The 20,694-nt window shown below is 58.9% G+C and carries 15 protein-coding genes and 4 pseudogenes; 11 read left to right on the top strand and 8 right to left on the bottom strand.

The annotated features are described in order from the left end of the window. Nucleotides 1-491 precede the first annotated feature (491 nt). The 4 genes from RX327_RS32225 to RX327_RS32210 all read left to right on the top strand — a co-directional run bounded on the left by RX327_RS32225 (nt 492) and on the right by RX327_RS32210 (nt 2,991). On the top strand, nt 492-1,073 hold the full coding sequence (locus RX327_RS32225) for an SDR family NAD(P)-dependent oxidoreductase (RefSeq protein WP_317248254.1): 582 nt from the start codon (nt 492-494) through the stop codon (nt 1,071-1,073). A 20-nt stretch (nt 1,074-1,093) separates the two neighbouring features. Then, on the top strand, nt 1,094-2,197 hold the full coding sequence (locus RX327_RS32220; RefSeq protein ID WP_317248253.1) for an ABC transporter substrate-binding protein: 1,104 nt from the start codon (nt 1,094-1,096) through the stop codon (nt 2,195-2,197). 60 nt (nt 2,198-2,257) lie between these two features. Further along, on the top strand, nt 2,258-2,665 hold the full coding sequence (locus RX327_RS32215; RefSeq protein ID WP_317248252.1) for a hypothetical protein: 408 nt from the start codon (nt 2,258-2,260) through the stop codon (nt 2,663-2,665). 182 nt (nt 2,666-2,847) lie between these two features. Further along, entirely contained in the window at nt 2,848-2,991 is a 144-nt protein-coding gene (locus RX327_RS32210) for a hypothetical protein (protein WP_317248251.1), read from the top strand. An 81-nt stretch (nt 2,992-3,072) separates the two neighbouring features. Here RX327_RS32210 and RX327_RS32205 read toward each other — a convergent pair whose 3' ends face one another. From RX327_RS32205 to RX327_RS32195, 3 genes are all read right to left on the bottom strand, one after another. Beyond that, nucleotides 3,073-3,957 (bottom strand): 3-keto-5-aminohexanoate cleavage protein, encoded by an 885-nt coding sequence (locus RX327_RS32205; protein WP_317248250.1) that lies wholly within the window; start codon nt 3,955-3,957, stop codon nt 3,073-3,075. A 1,098-nt stretch (nt 3,958-5,055) separates the two neighbouring features. Next, nucleotides 5,056-5,502, bottom strand: coding sequence for an integrase core domain-containing protein (locus tag RX327_RS32200; protein ID WP_317248249.1), 447 nt, complete (start codon nt 5,500-5,502; stop codon nt 5,056-5,058). Then, nucleotides 5,487-6,233, bottom strand: a complete 747-nt coding sequence (locus RX327_RS32195) for a helix-turn-helix domain-containing protein (RefSeq protein ID WP_317248248.1) — start codon at nt 6,231-6,233, stop codon at nt 5,487-5,489. The genes RX327_RS32200 and RX327_RS32195 overlap by 16 nt, the downstream gene beginning before the upstream one ends. A gap of 624 nt (nt 6,234-6,857) precedes the next feature. Here RX327_RS32195 and RX327_RS32190 point away from each other — a divergent pair. Beyond that, nucleotides 6,858-9,374 carry a CoA transferase gene (locus tag RX327_RS32190; protein WP_317248247.1) on the top strand — a complete coding sequence of 839 codons (2,517 nt, stop codon included), beginning with the start codon at nt 6,858-6,860 and terminating at the stop codon, nt 9,372-9,374. Nucleotides 9,375-9,938: 564 nt separating this feature from the next. Here RX327_RS32190 and RX327_RS32185 read toward each other — a convergent pair. The 4 genes and pseudogenes from RX327_RS32185 to tnpC form a co-directional block, all read right to left on the bottom strand. After that, the gene (locus RX327_RS32185) at nt 9,939-11,246 is read right to left on the bottom strand and encodes an IS5 family transposase (RefSeq protein ID WP_317251366.1); all 1,308 of its coding nucleotides are present in this window, start codon (nt 11,244-11,246) and stop codon (nt 9,939-9,941) included. A gap of 377 nt (nt 11,247-11,623) precedes the next feature. Then, nucleotides 11,624-11,770: a Mu transposase domain-containing protein gene (locus RX327_RS39365; RefSeq protein WP_410712101.1), complete on the bottom strand. Its 147-nt coding sequence runs from the start codon at nt 11,768-11,770 to the stop codon at nt 11,624-11,626. A 380-nt stretch (nt 11,771-12,150) separates the two neighbouring features. Further along, on the bottom strand, nt 12,151-12,942 hold the full coding sequence (locus RX327_RS32180; RefSeq protein ID WP_317248246.1) for a CmcI family methyltransferase: 792 nt from the start codon (nt 12,940-12,942) through the stop codon (nt 12,151-12,153). 202 nt (nt 12,943-13,144) lie between these two features. Then, nucleotides 13,145-14,107, bottom strand: a pseudogene (gene tnpC / locus RX327_RS32175) (IS66 family transposase); the annotation flags it as partial. A gap of 41 nt (nt 14,108-14,148) precedes the next feature. Between tnpC and RX327_RS32170 the strand changes: the two are divergent. The 5 genes and pseudogenes from RX327_RS32170 to RX327_RS32150 form a co-directional block, all read left to right on the top strand. Continuing rightward, nucleotides 14,149-14,763 (top strand): annotated as a pseudogene (locus tag RX327_RS32170) (reverse transcriptase domain-containing protein); the annotation flags it as partial. Nucleotides 14,764-15,266: 503 nt separating this feature from the next. Next, nucleotides 15,267-16,122: pseudogene (ltrA, locus tag RX327_RS32165) on the top strand (group II intron reverse transcriptase/maturase); the annotation flags it as partial. 180 nt (nt 16,123-16,302) lie between these two features. Continuing rightward, nucleotides 16,303-16,569 (top strand): group II intron maturase-specific domain-containing protein, encoded by a 267-nt coding sequence (locus tag RX327_RS32160; protein ID WP_317251365.1) that lies wholly within the window; start codon nt 16,303-16,305, stop codon nt 16,567-16,569. A 908-nt stretch (nt 16,570-17,477) separates the two neighbouring features. Further along, the gene (locus tag RX327_RS32155) at nt 17,478-18,266 is read left to right on the top strand and encodes a hypothetical protein (RefSeq protein ID WP_317248245.1); all 789 of its coding nucleotides are present in this window, start codon (nt 17,478-17,480) and stop codon (nt 18,264-18,266) included. A gap of 429 nt (nt 18,267-18,695) precedes the next feature. After that, a complete protein-coding gene (locus RX327_RS32150) occupies nt 18,696-19,322 on the top strand; it encodes a hypothetical protein (RefSeq protein ID WP_317248244.1) in 627 nt (208 codons plus the stop codon). A gap of 150 nt (nt 19,323-19,472) precedes the next feature. On the opposite strand, the gene RX327_RS32145 is transcribed toward RX327_RS32150, so the two are convergent. Beyond that, nucleotides 19,473-19,721, bottom strand: coding sequence for a hypothetical protein (locus RX327_RS32145; protein ID WP_317248243.1), 249 nt, complete (start codon nt 19,719-19,721; stop codon nt 19,473-19,475). Between the two features lie 290 nt (nt 19,722-20,011). Between RX327_RS32145 and RX327_RS32140 the strand changes: the two are divergent. Beyond that, nucleotides 20,012-20,159, top strand: a pseudogene (locus tag RX327_RS32140) (IS3 family transposase); the annotation flags it as partial. Nucleotides 20,160-20,694 lie beyond the last annotated feature (535 nt).

Raw genomic sequence — 20,694 nt, 5'->3', positions numbered from 1 at the left:
ATGGCGCTCGGGCATCGAACGAGGCAGCTCCTCCCACCCGTGGAATCAATGCAGTCGTGCAGCTCGATCCATATGCGTTCGCCCGACTGTCGGGAAGGTCTCTGCGTTTTCCCCTGCCCAGCTATTGACAGCATCTAAACGGCAGAAGTCTCCTCCTTTGGCAGAATTTCCCCGATCTCAAGCCAACTTTTAGCGTATTTATACGAGAGCGGCCTTCTACGATCGTAGATGACGCAGACAACAATCTAAATCAAGTTGCGTCTTGAGGGAGGGGAGAAAACGGATGGCCAGGCTGGTTCCGAATGGCGACGAACAGAAAGCTCGTGCGGGTGGACACTCGCTCGAGCGTCGAGTCGCGCTGATGGGTGGAGGGGTGGGAAAAGCCATCGTGACGGAATTGCGCGAACGCGGGGGTTGAGGTGCACAGCGTGGACGTTGCCGGCGAGGGTGTCTTCCACGCGGACCTTGCCACTCCGAGCGGGAATCGGGACATGATCAGCCATGTCCTTGCCTCTGCTGGGCGCCTTGACATCCTTATCTTGAATGCCGGCTGTCAGTTCGTTGCGCCGATCGATCAATACCCGGACGCTGAATGGGAGCGTCTTCGTGGCGTCATGCTCGATGGACCATTCTTCGCAATAAAGGCGGCGTGGTCGACATTGACAAAATCCCCGGCGGGGCGGGTTGTGGTAACAGCATCGACTGCGAGCTTTCTTGGGTCATCGGGTAAGGCGGCGTACACGGCCGCGAAGCACGGAGTTCTTGGTCTGGTCCGAGTGGCTGCATTGGAGGGAGCGCCGCATGGCCTCACGGTTAATGCGGTCGCGCCGGGCTGGATGGATACCGGAATGATGCGTGATCAGTTGGAGGTTCAGGCGGCAAGCGTGGGTGTGAGTACCGATGAAGTTGTAGCGCGCTTCCGTGCGGCCCAACCGGCGAAGCGCTTCGTCGATGTTCATGAGGCTGCGGCCACCATTGGCTTCCTCGTCAGCCCAGATGCTTCAGGGTCAATGGCGTGTGTGTCCCCATCACATCGTAGCGCCACAAACAACGGATTCCATGAGTCGTACTGACGTGATGTAGGGAGACGTCAATGGGTAAGCATACAGTCCACATCAATCGCCGCAGCGCCGTCGGCCTGATCTCCGCAGCGCTTGCGGCACCGTTCGTTCTCCGATCGGCGAGCGCACAGTCCGCTCTGCCCGAGCAGACCGCTGTGCCCGACATCCTGAAGGGATCGGGAGAAGTCCGGGTCGCGACTTTCGGTGGTGCAACGCAGGACGCACAGCAGAAGGCTTGGTTCGAGCCTTTCGAGAAAGCGACTGGGATCAAGGTTCGTATCTTCCCCGGCGTCGCCGCCGTAAAAACGAAAGCGATGGTTGATACCGGCAATGTCGAATGGGACCTAGTCGACACCAGTCGCCAGGGGATCCTGCAGTTAATGAAGGCCGGCGATTACTTCGAGAAGATCGACTACTCGCTGATCGACGATAGTCTTCCCAAGGAATTTCGCTTCGAATACGGGGTGGAGGAATTGATTTGGGCCCAGGTGATGGGTTATCGCACCGACGCGTTCAAAGGCGCTGCGCCTGCAAGTTGGGCAGATTTCTGGGACCTCGACAAGTTTCCGGGCGATCGGGCCATGTACGGCAACGCTAACAACCCAGAGTTGGAGTTTGCGCTGATGGCTGCGGGGGGGCCTGCCGACAAGCTCTATCCCATTGACATCGACAAGGCACTGGCCAGTTACGATAAAATAAAAAAGCGAGTGGTCAAGTGGTGGACCGCCGGTGCTCAGCCACCGCAGATGCTGACTGATCGCGAGGTCGTCATGACCACCGTCTCGAATGGTCGCATGTCGACGTTGATCGAGCAAGGTGCGCCGGTGGCGATCAACTGGAATCAAGGTCTATTGAGGCGCAATGCCTGGGGCGTTCCCAAAGGTGCCAAGAACAAAGGCAACGCCATGAAGCTGATAGCCTATTCGCTCATGCCCATTCCCCAGGCGCGCTTCGCGATGCTAATTCCGTACGGCGCTACAAACCCGGCGGCCAACAAACACATTCCTCCACAGCGGTTGGCGATGCTGCCGAGCGCGCCGGAGATCCAGAAGCAACTCGTATTCTTCAACGAAGAATGGTGGGTCGAAAATGGCAGTGCAGTCCAGGAGAAGTTCAGTAAGTGGCTATTGGGCTAGCCAATCGTCCGGAGGCGGCTAAGGAGAGGCTTCACACGCAACGAGGTGGTCGTTTGCGGCATGCAGGAGGTGTTCTGGTGGCCAAGTGCCAGGGCATCCTTGGTGCGGGCCGTTGCCTCGCAGCCTCCCGCGATCGGCGCCGAGATTACTATGACGACGCGCCCCGTGCGACTGCGCTTCGCCGACACCACTGTTGAAACGGGACCTTTCGTCAACCGCATGAGTGTCACTGTGGTTGAGGCCGCCTTTGCCGGAGAACGCTGTCGATATCTGCTGAAGTCTGACTGCGGAGCGTCGATAGTGCTAAGGGAAGCGTCGAGTGCCACAATCCGCCGCCTGATCGCCCTCGCGGAAACGACCAGCAACAGACAACGGGGTTTGCTGTCTACGTCGAAGGGGGCGCGGACCATCGCAACATGGGATAAGCGCGTTTCGTTGCCGCGTTTTCTGAGCTGGATCGATTACTGACAGGAGGCCCGAGCGCTCATGGTGTCTCCACGTCCGAAGCCGTCCGCCAACACTCCACCTCAGACGAAAGATGATGTGGTCGAGTCTTCGCCGATGCCTCAGAATGCGCATGGCCGAAGTCGAATCGTGGCGGGGCAACCCGCTGCCGAAGCCGAGCCTGGCCTTACGTAATGAACTCGGCAATGAGCGAGAAAAAGTTCGTGTACGTGGTCAGCAATTCCTTTCATGATACTCCGGCCTCCAGTGCTGACGAAGGTGCCAAAGACTATTTGAAATCAGCTGAGATTTACGAGCCGCTTGCCGAATCCAGAAACGCGGCAGCTTAAGAAGGTACTCAGGTCGCCAGCGAGTGCAACACCGGCCTGATCGAGGATGTCGCCAATCGGGCCGTCAGTTGGCGTAAGATGCTACCCGCGCTTCACAACGCCAATAATTTCGCGGGCTTCGGTCGGGGTGGCGACGTTTGCACCCATGCGCTCGATGATTCCGACCGCATTCTCGACGAGTTGGGCGTTGGATGCCAGCACGCCACGTCGCAGATAGATGTTGTCCTCCAATCCGACTCGGACATGCCCGCCCAATCCCACCAGCTGTGCGACCGCCGGCATTTCGTCGGCACTGCAGCCAAATCCAGCCCAGATGGCCCCTGAAGGCAAAATGTCTCTCATTGCATGCATAACAATCGGCACAGCAGGAGCTCCATACCCCGTGCTGAGGCAGAATTGAAAGAGCGGGGGGCTATCAACCTTGCCTTCGGAAATTAGCTTCTTAGCGATTTCAATGTGGCCCAGCTCAAAGCACTCGAGCTCGGGCTTGACCCCGGCATCTCGCATAAGCGTTGCCATCTCTCGCAGATCGGACATGCGTGCGACATAAATGCTCTCACCGGAGCTCCATGTGCCGCAGTCCAGGGTGGCGAGCTCTGGCTGAAGGTTGACTGCGTGAATGGTGCGCTCCACAGGACTCTTGAGACTTGAAGCCCTGCCGATCGTTATCGGGGCGAGCGAATCGAGTTGCAAGCTTCCTTCCATCCCGCACGTCAGGTTGATGACGACATCGGTCGCAGCGTCCCGGAGCTTCTTGACGACCTGTTCGTATAGCGCGAACCGGTTCGATGGTTCTCCGGTTTCGGGGTCGCGGACGTGGATGTGGACGATCGCAGCCCCCGCTTTCGCAGCTTCAAGTGCCGCTTCTACAATTTGTGACGGCGTCTTGGGAATGTTGGGATGCTTTGCAAGTGTAGCAGAACTTCCACCGGTGACTGCGCACGTGACGATGACTTTTCGAGACATTAAAAACTCCTCTGTTGATACGGGGTCCGCTGGGTAGTGCCTGGAGTTCACCATGAGAGCCGCGCCTGGCGTCGAAGCCGAGGGTGCACGCCGCGACAGCTACCATGCCGCTCGCACTAATCTCGCAGGCGCAGCTGATATGGTTGTCGTCAGTGAATAGGAATCGACTTTCCTGGACACAAAGGAAGGAGTCCAAAGTTTTGATAAGCGAGATGTCTTGTGTCACAAGACATCTCGAAATGTTCAACCGCAGGCGTTTGATTGTTGATATCAAGCCAAAATGTCCGACCACTGCGGCGGTAGGTGAACAAGTTCTCCATCAGAACTTTTCCGATTGGTCGCCTTCTCAGCAAAGATGACCGTTTGCCAAATCTTAAGGGAACGCTGCGGCAAGCCGTCGGGTAGCCGAAGCGTCCGAGCCAACGACGAGGCTCTCCTTTTCGAGCGGCTGCTGCCCAGCTGCAACGCAGCGATCCGAGCCTACGCATGCAATGCATGCCTCCCGCCGCTCGAGCTCGCTTGGCGGTATCCGTCCTGCAAGTAAATCGTAAGCTCATGAACGAACGTAGCCGCAGCGTCGCCCGTTTCGTGGTGATGTCGCGTTCAGGATGATCCCAAGATAGTTTGTGCACGACGATACCATTCAGGTGCCCCAACGATGGCATGTTATCAATCCACTATAGCTCCGCTTCAAGTCGGATTTCGGCGATTTGAGCGTAGCTTCGGTCGGAATTGTGTGTCCGGGCGGCGCATTGAAGCTTTGACAGCATTGAGGAGCCAGTCCTTTGATTTGGACTAGCTCAGCAAGCGTACAACTAAACTTGATTTAGTGTGAGCGTGGCCGCGCAAGAAAACTGGCCTTTGGCTAAGCATAATAAGGTGAGGGCTCTTACTGACATTGCCAAGTCAACGCTGCGCCCCCTCTGAACAAAGCAGGTTCTTCATCGTAAGGATGGCATTCATTGCTCAACTGAGATCTAAATACGGAGTGAGGTCTCAGCGAAAACACTCAGCTCGTATCGTGCGCCACGGGGGGGCTAGGTCCGATCGGGTTGATTCCTGACATTTTGGACCGGGCTGATGCCTGACAATATTCGATCATTGTTCTCCTGTCTGCGGCGTTTCCTGCGCGATGCGGAGCCGCGCGCGCGGCGGAGCAAAGCGCAGGAAACGCCGCTCGCAATTGATCAGCCCGAGATCGCGACCGCAGAAGCGCAGGATGTGGCCACCGCTGTTGTGTTCGCAGAGGCCGATCCACTCGCCAGCGAGTGCCTCACCGACGAATACGTGCTCGCCCCGCCACTTGATCTCGCCGGTGGGACGCACGCGGCGGACCTCGTGGTCGGCGTCATACCAGGGATCATCGAGACGGCCGGGCAGAGCGCGCGGCGGCGGCTGCCAGATCTTGGCGGGCGGCAGTTGCTCGAGTGCCTCGTGCGGCCGCTCCTGGTTGAAGTGGTGGCGGAAGGCATCGAAGCGGCGTTGCTGCTCGGCGACCGTTGCCGCGGGCGGCTTCGTGGTCTGGGCCTTCAGCGTGCGGTGCATGCGCTCGTGCCGGCCGTTGTCCTGCGGGCTCGCCGGGGGGATGTAGCGCGGTTCGATACCGAGCTTGAGCCACCATACCGAGAGCGCCGAAAGGCCGCCCGCCCCCGTCGATCCAAACGGTGCACCATTGTCGGAGCGGATCGCGGCGGGAAGGCCGATCTCGCTGAAAATGCGTTCCAGAGCGCCTTGACGCCAGACCAGGTCGGATCGACGATGCGCACTTCGATAAGATAGCGGCTCGCCGCATCGGTGATGGTCAGCGGATCGCAGCGGTTGCCGTCGCGGGTTCGGAACCAGCCCTTGAAGTCGATCGCCCATTCTTCGTTGGGTGCGCTTGCCGGCGCCGCCACCTCGCCTTGCGCAATCGCCCGGCGTCGGCGCCGACGCGCCTCGACCAGGCCCTCACGCTTCAGGATGTCGCCGATCGTCGAGGCTGCCGGCCAGTCGACCTCCGGCCGCTCATGCTCAAGCCATGCCTTGATCTTCTTCGGGCCGAAATGCGGAAACCGCTGCCGCGTCGCGACGATGTGCTTGGCCAACTGTCCTTCCGTCGCGTGCGGACAACTCTTGGTTGCGTGGCTTCTCTCCTCGAACCAATGCGGCCCGCCGTTCTCCCGACGCCGCTTCCAGACGTAGAACGTCTCTCGGCTGACGCCGTGCCGCGCGCACAGCTCCGTCACCGAAAATGCCCCCGTCTCGTACTCTCGAAACAACGCGACACGCTCCTCCACAGGACTGCTCTCCCTGAAAGGCATCGCCTGATCCTCCTTCGAATCAGACGAGCCTTGCCTGTCAGGAATCAACCCGGTCTAATCTGTCAGCACTCAGCCCGGTCTGTACCCTACGAGTTTCCGTTGCCCGCCTCGGCACGTTGGTCCGCTTTCTATGGCGTCGAATAGCATCAGCCGAGTACAATGATGCTCGCCAGTCTCGACGGCCGCCTGAGCATCGAGGACAACGCTTGACCTTTACGAGCCAGCATCAACGCGGGCCGGACTGATGGAGGTGACAGCAATGGAGCTGCGCTCGAATGGCGTTGAACGTCCTGCCTTATCGACGGAGGATGCGCGCCCAACAAACAAGTAGCGGCAACAACGGCTCTTTAACGCGAGTTGGAGGTCTAGGCTGCGTTTCACCAACATCGTTATAACTGCGTTGTGCTTGCGCGATCCATTCCAAAGCGTGGAGGTCTCTCGCAGCTTGGTCGCGCAAGAGCTAAGGATAGAGAGCAAAAACTCACGTTGTAGCAAACAGGCGCCGGATTTCTGCTCCGAGACGGTGCAGATTAGCGCCTGTAGCTCGATACGGTGGCCTAATACTTCCCGTCGGACCCGAACCCAACGAAGGGGGAAAGCGTGAAGACGAAAGAACCATCGGAGATCGCGCCGCTCGCAGGTGTGCGAGTTATTGATTTCGGGCAGTACATCGCTGGACCGTTGGCGGCGATGATCTTGGCGGATCTAGGTGCCGACGTTGTTCGCGTTGATCCGCCAGGCGGACCGTCGTGGGATCATCCCGCGACCAACATGCTTAACCGTAACAAGCGAAGCATCACACTCAACCTCAAGCTACGCGAAGACGTTGAGGTCGCTCACCGGCTCATCGCGACAGCGGACGTTGTGATTGAAAATTTCCGGCCGGGAATCATGGAGCGCTTGGGACTTGGTGCTCGAGAGCTGACCGACTGGAACCCTCGACTTGTTTATTTGTCGTTGCCGGGCTTCGCCAGCACCGATGTCGAGGCGCGGGACATCTCGGGATGGGAAGGAATTATTTCCGCGGCCATTGGGCAATGGATCGACATGAGCTCCACTCGCGCGCTCATGGGAGTCGAGGCCTCTTTCTCACCGTTGCCGCTCGCATCAGCGTATGGCGCTGTGCTCGGTGCGATGGCCGTGGTTCTTGCTTTGTATTGGCGTGCCGGGAGCGGACGTGGTGATATCCTCGAGGTTCCGCTCGCGGCAGCTCTTTCGGAGGGATTGGCTGTCCGCTCAATGCAGATTGAAGGGATGCCGGCACGGTATGTCGACGGGCGCCAGCGGGAAGTGGCCCGTCGACGAGAGGCCAAGGAGCCTCTCGGCGTCAATTACGACGAGCTTCAATCGTACCGTTCCCCGCTCTACCGGAGATATCGGTGCGCAGACAACCGGCACTTCTATGTGGCGGCCGGAGCTCAATTCGCCCACCATCAACGAGCACTGGCTCTGTTGGGGGTACCTGGAGGAGCCGGAGCTGATGGCCTGCCTATCATTGACGAATACTGTTCCACCCACTTGTGGCCTACGGCTGCGCGACGCACGCTCTCTTCGCAATGGAAAGAAGGGCTGTCGGCTCAAATCGCGAATGCATTCCAGCGCGAGCCGAGCAGCTATTGGGAGGCGCTGTTCGCACAAAACAAGCTGCCGGGCGCAACTGTCCGGACGACCCAGGAATGGCTCAAGGAGTCGACGCCACTCGAGGCTGGACTTCTCTTGGACGTGGAAGACCGCCGCTACGGACTAATGCGCCAGCCCGCGAACGTGGCGTGGCTCGGCGCCGCCTCCGCGATGAGACCCGCGCCACGTCCGGCGTCAGCTCTCGACGCGGATCGCGAGCAAATATTGGAGGAGTTGCGTCAGATGGAGGGCGGTCTGCACAACGAGAGGGTCGAAACGCAGGTCGGTGGGGTCGCAGCTGGCGGCTGGCTGGATGGGATCACCGTGCTCGACCTAGCCAACGTGCTGGCCGGCCCAATGGTGAGCGGCACACTTCAGCGCTTCGGCGCCGACGTAATCAGGGTCGAGCCGGTGCGGCCGTCCTTTGGTCCCTTCACCACGATGCTCTACGGCATGCACGCAAACCGCGGCAAGCGCAGCGCGGCTGTCGATCTGAGGACAAGCCGTGGCCGGCAAGTGCTCGAAGCGCTCATTAAGCGGGCGGATGTCGTGGCCATCAATGCGACCGCGCAACAGCTCACGGACCTTGGCCTCGATACGGAGTCGATCGTGGCCCTGAATCCCGACGCCGTACTCTGCCATGTGGATGCGTTGAGCGGTCCGGCGGGAGGGCCTTGGCGCAATCGACTCGGATACGACGAGATGGCGCAGGCCGTAACCGGCGTGATGGCGAGGTTTGGCGGTGGCCCGCAAACCCCTGAGGACCACATGGACGTCGGGACGGTCGACGTACTGACCGGATACGCGGGCGCCCTCGCGACCGTGGTTGCGCTTTATGCTCGTCGCCGCGGCGTCAATACGCACCTTGCGCGGACTTCGCTGGTCGCTGTGGGGCAACTGATTCAACTCCCGTTCATGTGCGACTATGATGGCCGCCCGCCATTCGACGAGCCGAGCGGCCCTAACGTGCGCGGGACCGGTCCGCTCTACCGTTGTTACCAGGCGGCGGATGGCTGGCTCTTCCTCGCCTGCAAGCCAGGCGAGCTGCCGGCGGTTACAAGTGAGCTGGGAATTGATGCTTCGGCCGAGGATCCGCATCTTGAGCAGATCTTGGAGCGGGCATTCGCGAGCGAGAGAGTCGAAGCTGTCATCGAGCGCTTACGACCGCTAGGTGTCGCGGCGCAACGGCTGGAGAGCGTCGAGAGCGTACGTGCACGCTTCATGGCTGTGGATGACGGGGGGAGCGGAAGCGCGGATACGACCCTCATTTTCGAGCGAGACGAGCTCCACCCGAGCGGGCATCCGGTCGAGATCATCGGGCGATGCGCGGTGCGCTCCGCACGCGCGTCGATCACGGCGCCCACTGCTGCACCGAAGCCCGCAGCAGACACCCGATCAGTCGTGGCCGAGCTCGGGTACTCCGACCTGGAAATTCGCGACATGCTCGAACGTCAAGAAATTAGCGAATCGTGGGGCAAGGAGTATCTGCCGTCGTGACCGGAAATCCCCGATGCAGAATAGGTAACATGGAAAGGAAATGTCACGGGATAAAACGCAGTCAGTAACCGGAGCAATATGCGCTGTCCGGCGCAGGCAGTTAGGTGACGTCGGGTGCCCGTCAGCTCTCAAATAACGGTTCTGATCAAGATTCAAGCGATCACAAGGTCATGCAGAAGGTTCGAGAGCCGTCACGGCTGATCCCGCGCAGGTGTTTGCGACCATTTCTAAGCTCATGTTTGTGTCGATTTAGTTATCGATCTATTTCTACAGGGCTTCTCGAATTTGATGAGCTGGCAAGATGATAGAGATACAGCTACTTCAATGAAGGAATTGGTTAGGATCCTTGGGCTTAAACGAATCGGGAAAGATCCGCTGAGTGTGCGCGCTCCTGCTGGTGCACGTGCAAATCTCCTGAACGGGCGTGTGACAGAACTTCGCCGTTAGAGCTGTTTTTGCTCTATGACATGCATATTCACAATGATCCTGTGCTGATAAACAGACGATGAAAGGATATTTCTATGCAGTCGAACATTGTCTTCGTCGCCGACCTCAAGGAGTCCGTTAAGAAGCCGATTGTAGCGATGAGCGGTCGCTGGCGGCCGCGATGAAGGTGGTCAGGATCAGGCACCAAAGAGCCCTCAGCCAGGCGAGGACCCGGCGGAAGTTGTGACCGACGGCGGAGAGGATGACGTTAGCCGCATCGCCGGGGCGGCCTTTGAGGTAGCATCGGCCGAGGTGACCATCGGTCTTCAGGTGTCCGATGATGGGCTCGATGGCGGAGCGGCGGCGCAACTCGCGCTTGATGACACCGAAGACGCCGCGCTTCTGGCCGGAAATGAAGACGCGACGAGGATTTTGCGCGTCATGGCCGCGGTATCCCTTGTCGACATAGGCCCGCTCGATCGCACAGCCGGTGAGTGTCTCGGTGCGGTCGATGACGTCCCGCAAGGTGTGACCGTCGTACGGGTTATCGGGTAGCGCCCTGGCGTGCAGCACGAACAGGCCGACGGGGGCAGGCCGATTGTTGGTGAAGATGGAAGGCTTTGACGCCGAACTCGTACGGCGCGGCGGCCTTCCCTTGCCGATGCACTCGACCTCTGGAGCATGGAAGGAATACAGCTTCCAGCCGCGCTGGCGCTGCTGCTGCGAGCGGATCTGCGAGGCCCTGCCGAGCGGCAGGGCGAAGGCGTTCTCGAGCACGGCCTGACCTTCGATCTTGCGGCGGATATCGCGGATGATCCGGCCCAACCGGCTGCGCAGGATGCGCAACTGCCGCTGATGCCGCTTGAATTGCTTGGCGTGGGCGTAGCGTCCCGCCATCATCGCCGCGGTCTTGGCAATGCGAAGATAGGACTGCCGCAGCTTGACCCCGTGCTTCCTCGCCAGGCGGTTGAGCCCCTTGATTGCCGCGTGCAGCAGCTTGGCATCGGTCGGGAAGGTGATGGCCTTTGGCTGCACCGTGGTGTCGACTGTGACCCGCTTGAGGTCCTGGCTGCGTAACGCGCCGGCCTCGTGCGCCACCCGCAGGCTCTCGGCCAACAGCAGCTCCAGCTTGTCGCCGAGCCGCTTGCGCCAGTGGCTCAGGTCCGAGCGCTCGTGCGGGAAGGCGTGCTGGAAGAACTCTTCGCCGGTGAAGTACTGGAAATACGGGTCGTGGACCCAGCGCTCGCACACCCCCTCATCGGACAGGCCGTAAATGTGCTTGAGCAGCAAGAGCCCGATCATGAAGCGGGTCGCGATGCCCGGCCGACCGTTCTCGCTGTAGAGCGGCGCGATCTCGCCGTCGATCCAGTCCCAGTCGACCTTGCCGGCGAGCTGAACCAGCTCGTGCTTCATGTTGATGATCTGGTCCAGCCTGGCCCGGAACAGATCGCCCGATCCCGTCGCTTTGGGCTTCTTCGGTCGTACTCCTCCGGGGCGAACAGGGAATTATGCTTCGCCCTTCGAGGGAATCCCCAAAATAATTGCAGGGTTCCGGTGCCCAAACGACCCAAACCCTGCAATCTCAAAACAGCCTGCAGGAAGAATTGCGACTCCAACTCAGTCTCTTAGCCGTCCTTCACGGACGACGAGCATAAGGATGCCGAGGCAGGCGCGGAAGCCCTGCTCGGGGGCGAGCGCTCGTCGAGAATGAGGTCGTACAATGCTCTGGTCGCCAGCACGATCGCCGCGGCGTCCTCACGAATGCGTTCGATCCTCCAGCCGGTGTAGCGCCTATGGCATGGTGGTTTGCTTGTGATTGACAGTCATGCGCTAATGCGGGGTGATCCTCTTGCCCTGCGGAAGATGTTGACCGTGGAGGCGGTGAGCCGCACTTCGACCTCGGCGCGCGCGAAGCGACGTGGGACACTGTAGTAATGCTTTTCTACCTCGACGGGATGGTGGATGCTCACCCGACGGATGCAAGCACGTAGGGTTTTCCGGCAACGGCCTGCTGACAAGCGCGAGAGCTTCGTCTCGTTGGGATAGTGGCACGACCATTCCAGGCGAGCCCTTGCGTCGCCAGGCAATCAACTATGGATCGAGCCCGTGAGCATGCGGGATCGTCGACACGTCCGCCCAGTGCGAACGTTTCCACGATACGATCCGAGTAACCGGAGTTCGAGGCTGCAATAGCACGCGTCAGACTACCAGATCCATGCATCACTCGCTCACCGCAGGCGAGTTACCCTCGGGAAGAGCCGGGCGCCGGAAAGCCGCCGCCCCGGGCTTGTGAGGGAAAGCCGAATGGCCGACCTACTCGACCTCGGTCTGGCACCCTATCGATCCTGCCTCAAGACTTTCGAAGCCAGGCATTTGGAGCGCAAGTAACATTGGTCCCGAAAGCATCGGTGTAAAAGGTATCGACTAAGAATCCCGATTGCTCGATCAGCTGAAACCCGTCGATAATTTCCTTGTTCACTTCCGCTGGATTGTCCTCAATTACATAGTAGTCTCCTGAGACAAGAAAATTATTCAGGTAAGAAAACGTCGAGAATATTTTTCCGTGCGCATCGTCGATCACCAGCCAGGGATGAGGTAGCCTCTCCAGCAAGTGCTTATCAAGGTTGGTGACGTCAGAAAGATCAACTTGATGAAAGGTAAGTAGTGGATGCTTTCTTGCATTCTCATGGACACATTTGGAGTGAATATCAAACGAGTGAACTTCGCCGGGTTTCTCACAAAGCACCGACATGTTGTCAGCAAACCACAGTCCGCTGCCACCCTGGTATGAACCGAGCTCCAAAATTGTCCTCGGCTGAAGCTCCCAAATGAGCCTTGGGTACAGAGCCAGATCAAAAGGAGTCTTGAGAAGTATCAGTCCTCTATAGGTCTTCCCTAAAGCTCCAATCTTTGTGGAGCGCTTATCAGCAATCCATGGAAAGATGGTCGACATCCATGGTCGATCAGATGGCTTTGCAAAGCGCTCGGAATCATCAGAATTTAGGACATTTCTTATTGCTTCATACATTCCTCCGAAGAACCCTTTCCAAGCCTGGTCAATAAGCCCGCCAGGCCTCATTTGATCAGGGTAGTTCTTGTGAGCGGCATCCCAAAAAGCCTTGTATCCGGAAGCGAGTTCCATAGGTCATCTCCGTGCGGTGTCTACCACCTTTTTCTAAGCAACGGGCGTGCCATTCGCGCAATGAGGTTTGTTCACACGATGAGACCGAGAATTGTATAGCCAGCGAGCACGCTGGAAGGGCCGGCGAGCTTTGTTGAGTTCGTGACATTACGTTATCAATTGGATGGATTCCGACGAAGTGTAAGCGCCAAGCTGAGGCCGCTCAGGTTTTGAAGTGCCAGGGCATGAGAGCTTCGATTTGAGAGATCGGCCAGCCCTGCGCGATCCGCTCGAGAGTTTGCGTGAGCCAGGCGTGCGGATCGACATCGTTCATCTTAGCGGTCTGCAGAAGCGTGGCGATGGTCGCTCAGGTCCGGCCGCCGCCATGGCTGCCCGCAAAGAGCGCATTTTTTCTTGTGATGGTTTGCGGCCGGATTGCCCGCTCGACGGTGTTGGAGTCGATCCCGATACGACCGTCGCTTGGAAAGCGCTCGAGGGCGGTGCGTCTGGATGTGGCATAGCGGATCGCCTCGGCGAGTTTGGATTTGCCCGATAGGCGCGGCAGCTCCTTGTTCCACAGGTCGAAGAGCGCCGCGACGATCGCGGCGGACTTTTCCTGGCGCGCTTTCACCCGCGTCTCAGGATCCTGGCCGCGGATGTCGGCCTCGATTTCCCACAGCCCGGTCATGGTGGTGACGGTCTGGGTCGCCAGGTGCGAGCTCTCGTTGACGTGAAGCTCGTAGAACCGTCTCCTGACGTGGGCAAAGCACGCTGCCAGCGTCACGCCCTCATTGGCACCCGCTGACCTGGCGAGCCGATTGTAGGCGGCATAGCCGTCGACCTGCAGGATGCCGCTAAAGCCAGCCAGATGCCGCTCGACGCATTCACCGGCGCGACTGTCCTCATAGCGATAAGCGACCATCGGTGGACCGATGCCGCCAAATGGCCGATCGTCGCGCGCATAGGCCCACAGCCAGGCCTTTTGCGTCTTGCCGGATCCGGGAGCCAGCGTCGGCAGGGTCGTCTCGTCGGCGAAGATCCGCTCGCCCTACTTGATCTTCTCCAGCACATAGTCGGCCAGCGGCTGCAATTCGAAGCCGACCTTGCCCATCCATTGCGCCATCAACGACCGGTCGAGATCGACGTCGTCACGCGCGTAGATCGCTTCCTGCCGGTACGGCGGCAGTGTACGGACGCAAGCAGTACGATATCGACAAGCAGACAGTGATGAAGGCCTACAAACTGGTCAAAGCCAATGCGGGCGCGGCCGGCGTGGATAAGGTATCGCTCGAAGCTTTTGAGAAGGACTTCAAGGGCAACCTTTACAAGGTCTGGAATCGAATGTCTTCTGGCAGCTACTTTCCACCTGCCGTTCGGGCTGTCCCCATTCCCAAGAAGAACGGCGGACAACGCATTCTAGGCGTGCCGACAGTAGCAGATCGCGTGGCGCAGACGGTCGTCAAGCTTCAGATTGAACAAGTACTCGAGAAAATCTTCCTTCCCGATTCCTACGGCTACCGGCCCGGAAAAGCCGCGCTGGACGCCGTCGGCATCACCCGGCAACGGTGCTGGAAGATGGACTGGGTGCTGGAGTTCGACATCAAAGGCCTGTTCGACAATATCAGCCACCAGTTGCTTATGAAAGCCGTCAGGAAGCATGTGCAAGACGAATGGGCTCTGCTCTACATCGAACGCTGGCTAACAGCGCCGATGCAAGGCAAAGACGGAGCGATCACCGCTCGCGACCGGGGCACACCGAATATCGACCTCCACTATGTTTACGATCTTTGGGGCCAACGCGAGGCGAGCGACGACATGATCGTCATGCGTTACGCTGATGACAGTGCGCCACGACGGCGCGAAGGAGGTGTGATGTAGAGCACCTTTGAGCAGCCTTGCTGCACAGAAGATGGGGGTTGGCCCCTCGAACTCGGGTTGCAGGATCAGGGTTCAAACCACCGGCTGCTGCTTCGGCCCAATGGTCGAGGTGGTGAACGAGACCGGAAAAGGCAGAGCAAGACTTTGTCAGGTAGGGATCGAGGAGACGAGCGCAAGCAAACCACCGATGAACTGTCGAAAGCGTAGGGAAGACGTCAAAACCAAGGGGTAGTCGTTATCTTGGGATCAGTCTGAGCGATACCTGTTTACGGCTCAGGCGGCGTCCGGCAGGCGAGGTGGCGTGACCTCGGTTCAGGCTTCTGTGCGGAACGTGGGAACCTGTATCGCGATGCCAAGAGAATGGTTCAAGTGGAAGCCCCACAAGAGTCTGAGTACCAATGCGCGATGCAGGGACGGAGCCGTGTGTAGTAGTGACGAAGGCACTGTAATGGTGGCGGAGCGAAGGCATGGCACTGTCCCGCTTGATTGGAAGAACAACCGGAAACGGGAGGACTCTTTTGGGTCAAGCAAAGCCGTATGACATCCCCAAGCGCTGGGTTTGGGAGGCGTACAAACGGGTTAAAGCAAATCGGGGCGCAGCCGGTGTGGACGAGCAGTCGATCGAGGTGTTCGAGGCAGACTTGCAGAGCAATCTGTACAAGCTCTGGAATCGAATGTCTTCGGGCAGTTACTTTCCACCGCCGGTCAAGCGTGTGCAGATCGACAAGCGCGACGGCGGGAAGAGGCCGCTAGGAATTCCTACGGTGTCGGATCGCGTTGCTCAGGCGGTTGTCAAAGGATATCTGGAGCCGGATTTGGAGAAACACTTTCATCCAGACTCGTTCGGATATCGACCCGGAAAATCGGCGCTCGATGCCGTTGGGGTTTGCTCGCCAGCGATGCTGGCGGCATCCCTTCGTGCTCGATCTCGACATTCGGGCCTATTTTGACTCGATATCGCATGAGCTTTTGCTCAAGGCGATTCGGAAGCACACGGACTGCGCTTGGGTGTTGGTGTACATTGAACGGTGGCTTAAAGCTCCCGTTCAACTGGAAGACGGCACCCCTGAACCCCGAGACAAGGGCACGCCGCAGGGCTCGGTGGTATCACCGCTGATGGCGAATCTCTTTCTCCACTATGCGTTCGACATGTGGATGCGAAGAAATCATCCGAGCATCCCGTTCGAGCGTTATGCCGATGATATTCTCTGCCATTGCGACAGTGAGCGGCAGGCACAAGAACTGAAGGAGGCGCTTGCGAAGCGCTTTGCCGAATGCGGACTGGAGCTTCATCCGGACAAGGCGAAGATCGTCTATTGTAAGGATGACGACCGGCGAGGTGATTATCCTGAACAGAAATTCGACTTTCTGGGCTACACGTTCCGCGCCCGCCGGTCGAAGAACCGTTGGGGAAAGCACTTCGTCAACTTCAGCCCCGGTGTCAGCAATGCCGCGACGAAGGCAATCCGACAGGAAATCCGTGCCTGGCAACTACGCTGCCGGGTGGATAAGAGGATCGACGACCTGGCGAGGATGTTCAACCCGATCATTCGAGGCTGGATGAACTACTATGGTCGGTACTACAAGTCGGCGCTTTACCCGACACTACGCCATCTCGACCGATGTCTCGCGCGATGGGCGATGTCGAAATACAAACGTCTGCGGCGACATCGAAGACGGGCAGAGCACTGGGTACGGGAAATTGCTTGCCGCACCCCCACGCTGTTGGCCCATTGGCCGATGTTGCACAAGACGGCGGCTGGACGGTAAGAGCCGGATGAGCGGAGACGCTCACGTCCGGATCTGTGAGCGCCTGGGGGTGAAACTCCCCCGGGCGACTCGACCCATCGTCGGCTTCCAGCACCACCATGACGCGGAGTGGTTTCTGGGTGATCTGGAAGAGCGCCTCATAAGTTTGGGCTGAGCTTGCACCCAGAAAAGAAGCGGATGATCGAGTTCGGCAGAAAGGCGCGCGGGCAACGGAGACCGGAAGCGTTCGACTTCCTAGGCTTTACCCACATCTGTGGGTTCAAGCGGAACGGACGCGGCTTCCAGCTGTGGCGCATGAAGGCAATCAACCGGCAACTGCAATGCATGCGGACACTGGAGTATAGACAAGCAGGGACGTTGGCTGGCTTCGGTACTGAACGGGTACTATGCCTACTTTGCCGTGCCTACCAAGATCGAGGCGATGCATACCGTCAGGCATCACGCCAAGGTGCGGTGGTGGTTAAACCTCCGAAGGCGAAGCCAGCGCCACCGAACGCCTTGACGCCGAAGGCCGAACGAACTTGCCGCGATCCAGGCGCTCGGCGTAGGTCCGATGGACCAAATCAGCCGATGACATCCCTGTGGTCCATCGAGCGCTGTCGATACGATGCCCAACAAAGAACAACGATGGTGATCTTACAAACTTTCTGGGCCAGGACACTAGATCCGCATCGGGGTCTGCTCTTGACACACCTAGTCTCTTGACCACGATGCTCTCGACGCGCCGATAATATGCAGCGCATCGCCGACTGTTGCAGTATTTATCACTAGGGGCCGACTTTTCGACGCAAATGCCTCGCTGAGTCGAGATTAATCTATTGATCGTTTTACCGTGAGGAGCTGCTTAGCCCAAGTTGGTGCGACTGCCGCTGCTGTACGCTTGCCCATGTGGAAAGGAAGGCCATTGGATGAATAATCCTCAGCTCGGCCAAAGTAAGCTCCGCCTCGCTTTGCGGCGGCCGAAGCTGGCGTTCTACGGTGCGCCCGTGGGCATCTTGCTCCTTGAGCGGACGAGCACCAGCGATCCCTTCGATCGTCCCTTCATTCCCGGGAGCGTCGGGAATGCCAGCACTTGGAGTGTGCCTGTTCGCTTCAAAACCATACCTGGACTCTCCTTCACCAAGCTTATCGCATCCGACGAAGATTACGCATCGGTCGTGGTTCAGGCGGCGTCCGAGCTCGTGCGTGAAGGCGCAAGAATGATTACGGCCCATTGCGGGTTCATGATCCGATATCAAGACGCTGTCCGTGCTGCCGTCGACGTACCGGTGGTCCTTTCCCCTCTTCTTCTCATTCCACTTCTCGGACAGATGCTTCCGTGCGACAAGGCAGTTGGTATCATTACGGCAAAGTCATCTTCGTTGACGCCGGAGGTCTTAAAGGCCGCCGGGGTGCCCACCAATTTTGACCGTGTGGCTGTAGCTGGCCTCGAGCATGCGCCCTGTTTCGCCGCCGCTTTTCTTACCGCCGGCGGTGACCTCGACGTCAGCGCCGTCGAGAAGGAAACCGTTGATGCGTCGGTCGCCCTCCTCAACAGTCGCCCCGACATTGGTGTACTGCTCTTCGAGTGCTCAGAGTTGCCGCCCTATGCGGCCGCGGTTCAGCGAGCCACGGGAATTCCGGTCTTCGATTTTACCTCGATGGTCGAGTTCGTCATCGGGGGGGTGATACGAAAGCCATTCACCGGAATTTGCTAAGTTGCGTTTTCCGGATTGCGAGACAAAGGTAGGATGACAGCCGCAAGGCGCGGCAGGCGTGGTGGGTGGCTCACATGTTCCGGCGGGCTCAGGACTGCAAAGCCGCGACGCATATAGACCCATTAAGAGCCCTGCTGCAGCGCCAAGGCGAGAACGTGCTGCGCCCGCTTGTAGTGATCCGATAGTTGTGCCGCGTGCATGCGGTGTCTACTCCCAAGCCGCCGCAGTAATCCTTCGGTGGCAAGGCGCACACGCAGGATTCCGCCGATCATTGCGCGATATCTTGCTTCGGCCGTTTGAGAGACTTCGCTCTATATACCCTCATGATTCTGAAAGAGGTACCTCATGACATCGCAACCGTCACCCGCCCTGGGAATTTTGCGTCTCGAGTTCGGTCGCCATGAGCAGAGTCCTACTCCCGATCGATACATGGATCCGGCTTGGATCGGCATGCCTGTGATCTCGGAGACCGCCGAAGGAGCTTGGACCGAGAGGGTCGTCCGCGGCGATCCTGAGCTCGCCGACGCTTACGTTGCTGCCGCCCGGCGGCTGGTTGACCGGGGTGCCGTTGCGATTTGCTCGGACTGCGGATTCACACTGCGTTATCAAACGGCCGTAGCTTCCGCCGTAAATGTTCCGGTTACGATGTCAAGTCTTCTCCTTATCCCAACGCTTTTGCACCAACTGCCCAAGTTCACCAAGCTCGCTATACTGACAGCCAATGCGACTCAGCTGAGTGAAGAGTTGCTCGGGGTTCGGGACCCCGAAGACCGCTCAAGGATCGTCATCGGCGGCATAGAGGAGAGTGAAGTATGGAGGATGTGGCTTGAGCGCCCGATCCGCCGGGCAAGCGCAGAGTTGCTCGAAAATGAGGTGATCGCGTGTGTCGAGCGGCTGCGCGTCGAGCATCCTCAAATCGGCGCGTTCCTATTCGAATGCACAGCTTTTCCGCGAACGGCGCCGGCAGTCCGTCGGATCACGAATCTGCCCCTTTACGGCGTAGACACCATCACTCGCATGACGGCAGCGTCCGTCTCCTCGCGACCTCATCCCTAGAGCAAACTTAACTCACATTACGCGCCGGCCGCGGGTCAGGCGGCTGTCTAGCTCGTGCGTAGGGTACACAAATGAATGCAGCTTCTGCGGATCCAGCCGATATCAAGACCAGGTCCCAGCTGCCGTCAACGTGACGTGCTTTTCTTCGATCTATTCGTCGATGCACGTCTCTTTTCGGGAGCGGTCCGTCTCACCCTCATGTTCGGTACTCCCGGCTTGCGGTTTGCTGGCTTGAGCTTCCGCTAGGTCGATAAGTCCGGCAAGAGCCGGCATCGGCGGGTAGCGGACCACCACGCAGGCGACGCCGATGCCGGCGGACCAGGCTTCGGAGATCGCCCGATTGCGCCCGGAGAACGAATGTCTAGGCCGGAGCACGATTTTTAAGAAATTGTCCAGCATCGTAGCTCGCCTGTGGGCGCCCTGAGCGGACAAAATCCAATGCCACGCTCTTGCGATCTGGCGGGTTCATCAAGATAGCAGCGGCCGCTACGGTAATCCCGGCGTTCACGCTGTCCCTCCGGATTGCTAGGTATTCGCGCCATCATGGCGCCAACGCGCCGCGTGCGCGGCACCGACAGCCGTTACCGCCTGCCCTTCGCTCCGAACCTGATCGCTCGCTATTTCCTTGCTCCAGCCCCGAACCGCGAACCGCGGCTGAATTGCTGATATCACCTACATCTGCCTAGCCCTATCTAGCGTCCGTCATAAGTCTCTTCAGCCGAAAGATTGTCGGTTGGGCCATGCGTGGATCAAATGCAGTTGAACTGGTCTACTTCGCGGTGACGATGGCGGTCGGCCAGCAGCGGTCCGTATGCCGGATTGATCCACCACTCCGATGGCGTTGTGCAGGGAGGGGACAATCGATCGTCGCAAAACGAGACGTTTTCCCTCATGGCAGAAACTCGTCAAGCGCCTCTGCCGGCGTCTTTCGCGCCTAAGGTTTCTCTGGGTCGCGCATTGAGAGTTGCCGCCCCTTGCGGCGACTTCGTCAGCGCTGTGATGCTCAGGTCAGTGCCTCCTGGGAAGTACTAACGCAGCAAACCACTGCTGTTCTCATCGGTGCCACGCTGCCACGGGCTTTGCGGATCCCAAAAGTAGACCTTGACACCGGCATCGATTTTGAGGCGAGCATGGCTGCCCATTTCCCTCGATGATCCTAGGTCAACGGACGGCGAAGCTCTTCGGGTAAGGTGATAATGGTTCGCGTAATTGCGTCGCGCGCGGCTTCGGCCCGGGCGTCCCGCAAGCGAGGCCGTTCTTGACGCCCGGATTCTCGCCATGCCGGCGAGCCGAGGAAGATAAGCAGCATCGTGAAGCGCGTGGAACGCTCCAGCAACGTACCGATTACCGAAGCGCCAAGAAGGATGGGATC

Origin of the sequence: Bradyrhizobium sp. BEA-2-5 (genome assembly GCF_032918025.1) — a bacterium.
Lineage (GTDB): Bacteria > Pseudomonadota > Alphaproteobacteria > Rhizobiales > Xanthobacteraceae > Bradyrhizobium > Bradyrhizobium pachyrhizi.
Note: the sequence above shows the minus strand (reverse complement) of the source record. Positions and strands in the feature narration are given on the sequence as shown.

What these genes read in the sequence shown, in the direction of transcription:
- RX327_RS32205 (WP_317248250.1), bottom strand. Translation starts at nt 3,957, where the DNA reads ATGTCTCGAAAAGTCATCGTCACGTGCGCAGTCACCGGTGGAAGTTCT.
- RX327_RS32155 (WP_317248245.1), top strand. Translation starts at nt 17,478, where the DNA reads ATGAATAATCCTCAGCTCGGCCAAAGTAAGCTCCGCCTCGCTTTGCGG.
- RX327_RS32180 (WP_317248246.1), bottom strand. Translation starts at nt 12,942, where the DNA reads ATGGAACTCGCTTCCGGATACAAGGCTTTTTGGGATGCCGCTCACAAG.
- RX327_RS32215 (WP_317248252.1), top strand. Translation starts at nt 2,258, where the DNA reads ATGCAGGAGGTGTTCTGGTGGCCAAGTGCCAGGGCATCCTTGGTGCGG.
- RX327_RS32220 (WP_317248253.1), top strand. Translation starts at nt 1,094, where the DNA reads ATGGGTAAGCATACAGTCCACATCAATCGCCGCAGCGCCGTCGGCCTG.
- RX327_RS32150 (WP_317248244.1), top strand. Translation starts at nt 18,696, where the DNA reads ATGGATCCGGCTTGGATCGGCATGCCTGTGATCTCGGAGACCGCCGAA.
- RX327_RS32200 (WP_317248249.1), bottom strand. Translation starts at nt 5,502, where the DNA reads ATGCACCGCACGCTGAAGGCCCAGACCACGAAGCCGCCCGCGGCAACG.
- RX327_RS32210 (WP_317248251.1), top strand. Translation starts at nt 2,848, where the DNA reads ATGAGCGAGAAAAAGTTCGTGTACGTGGTCAGCAATTCCTTTCATGAT.
- RX327_RS32225 (WP_317248254.1), top strand. Translation starts at nt 492, where the DNA reads ATGATCAGCCATGTCCTTGCCTCTGCTGGGCGCCTTGACATCCTTATC.
- RX327_RS32145 (WP_317248243.1), bottom strand. Translation starts at nt 19,721, where the DNA reads ATGCTGGACAATTTCTTAAAAATCGTGCTCCGGCCTAGACATTCGTTC.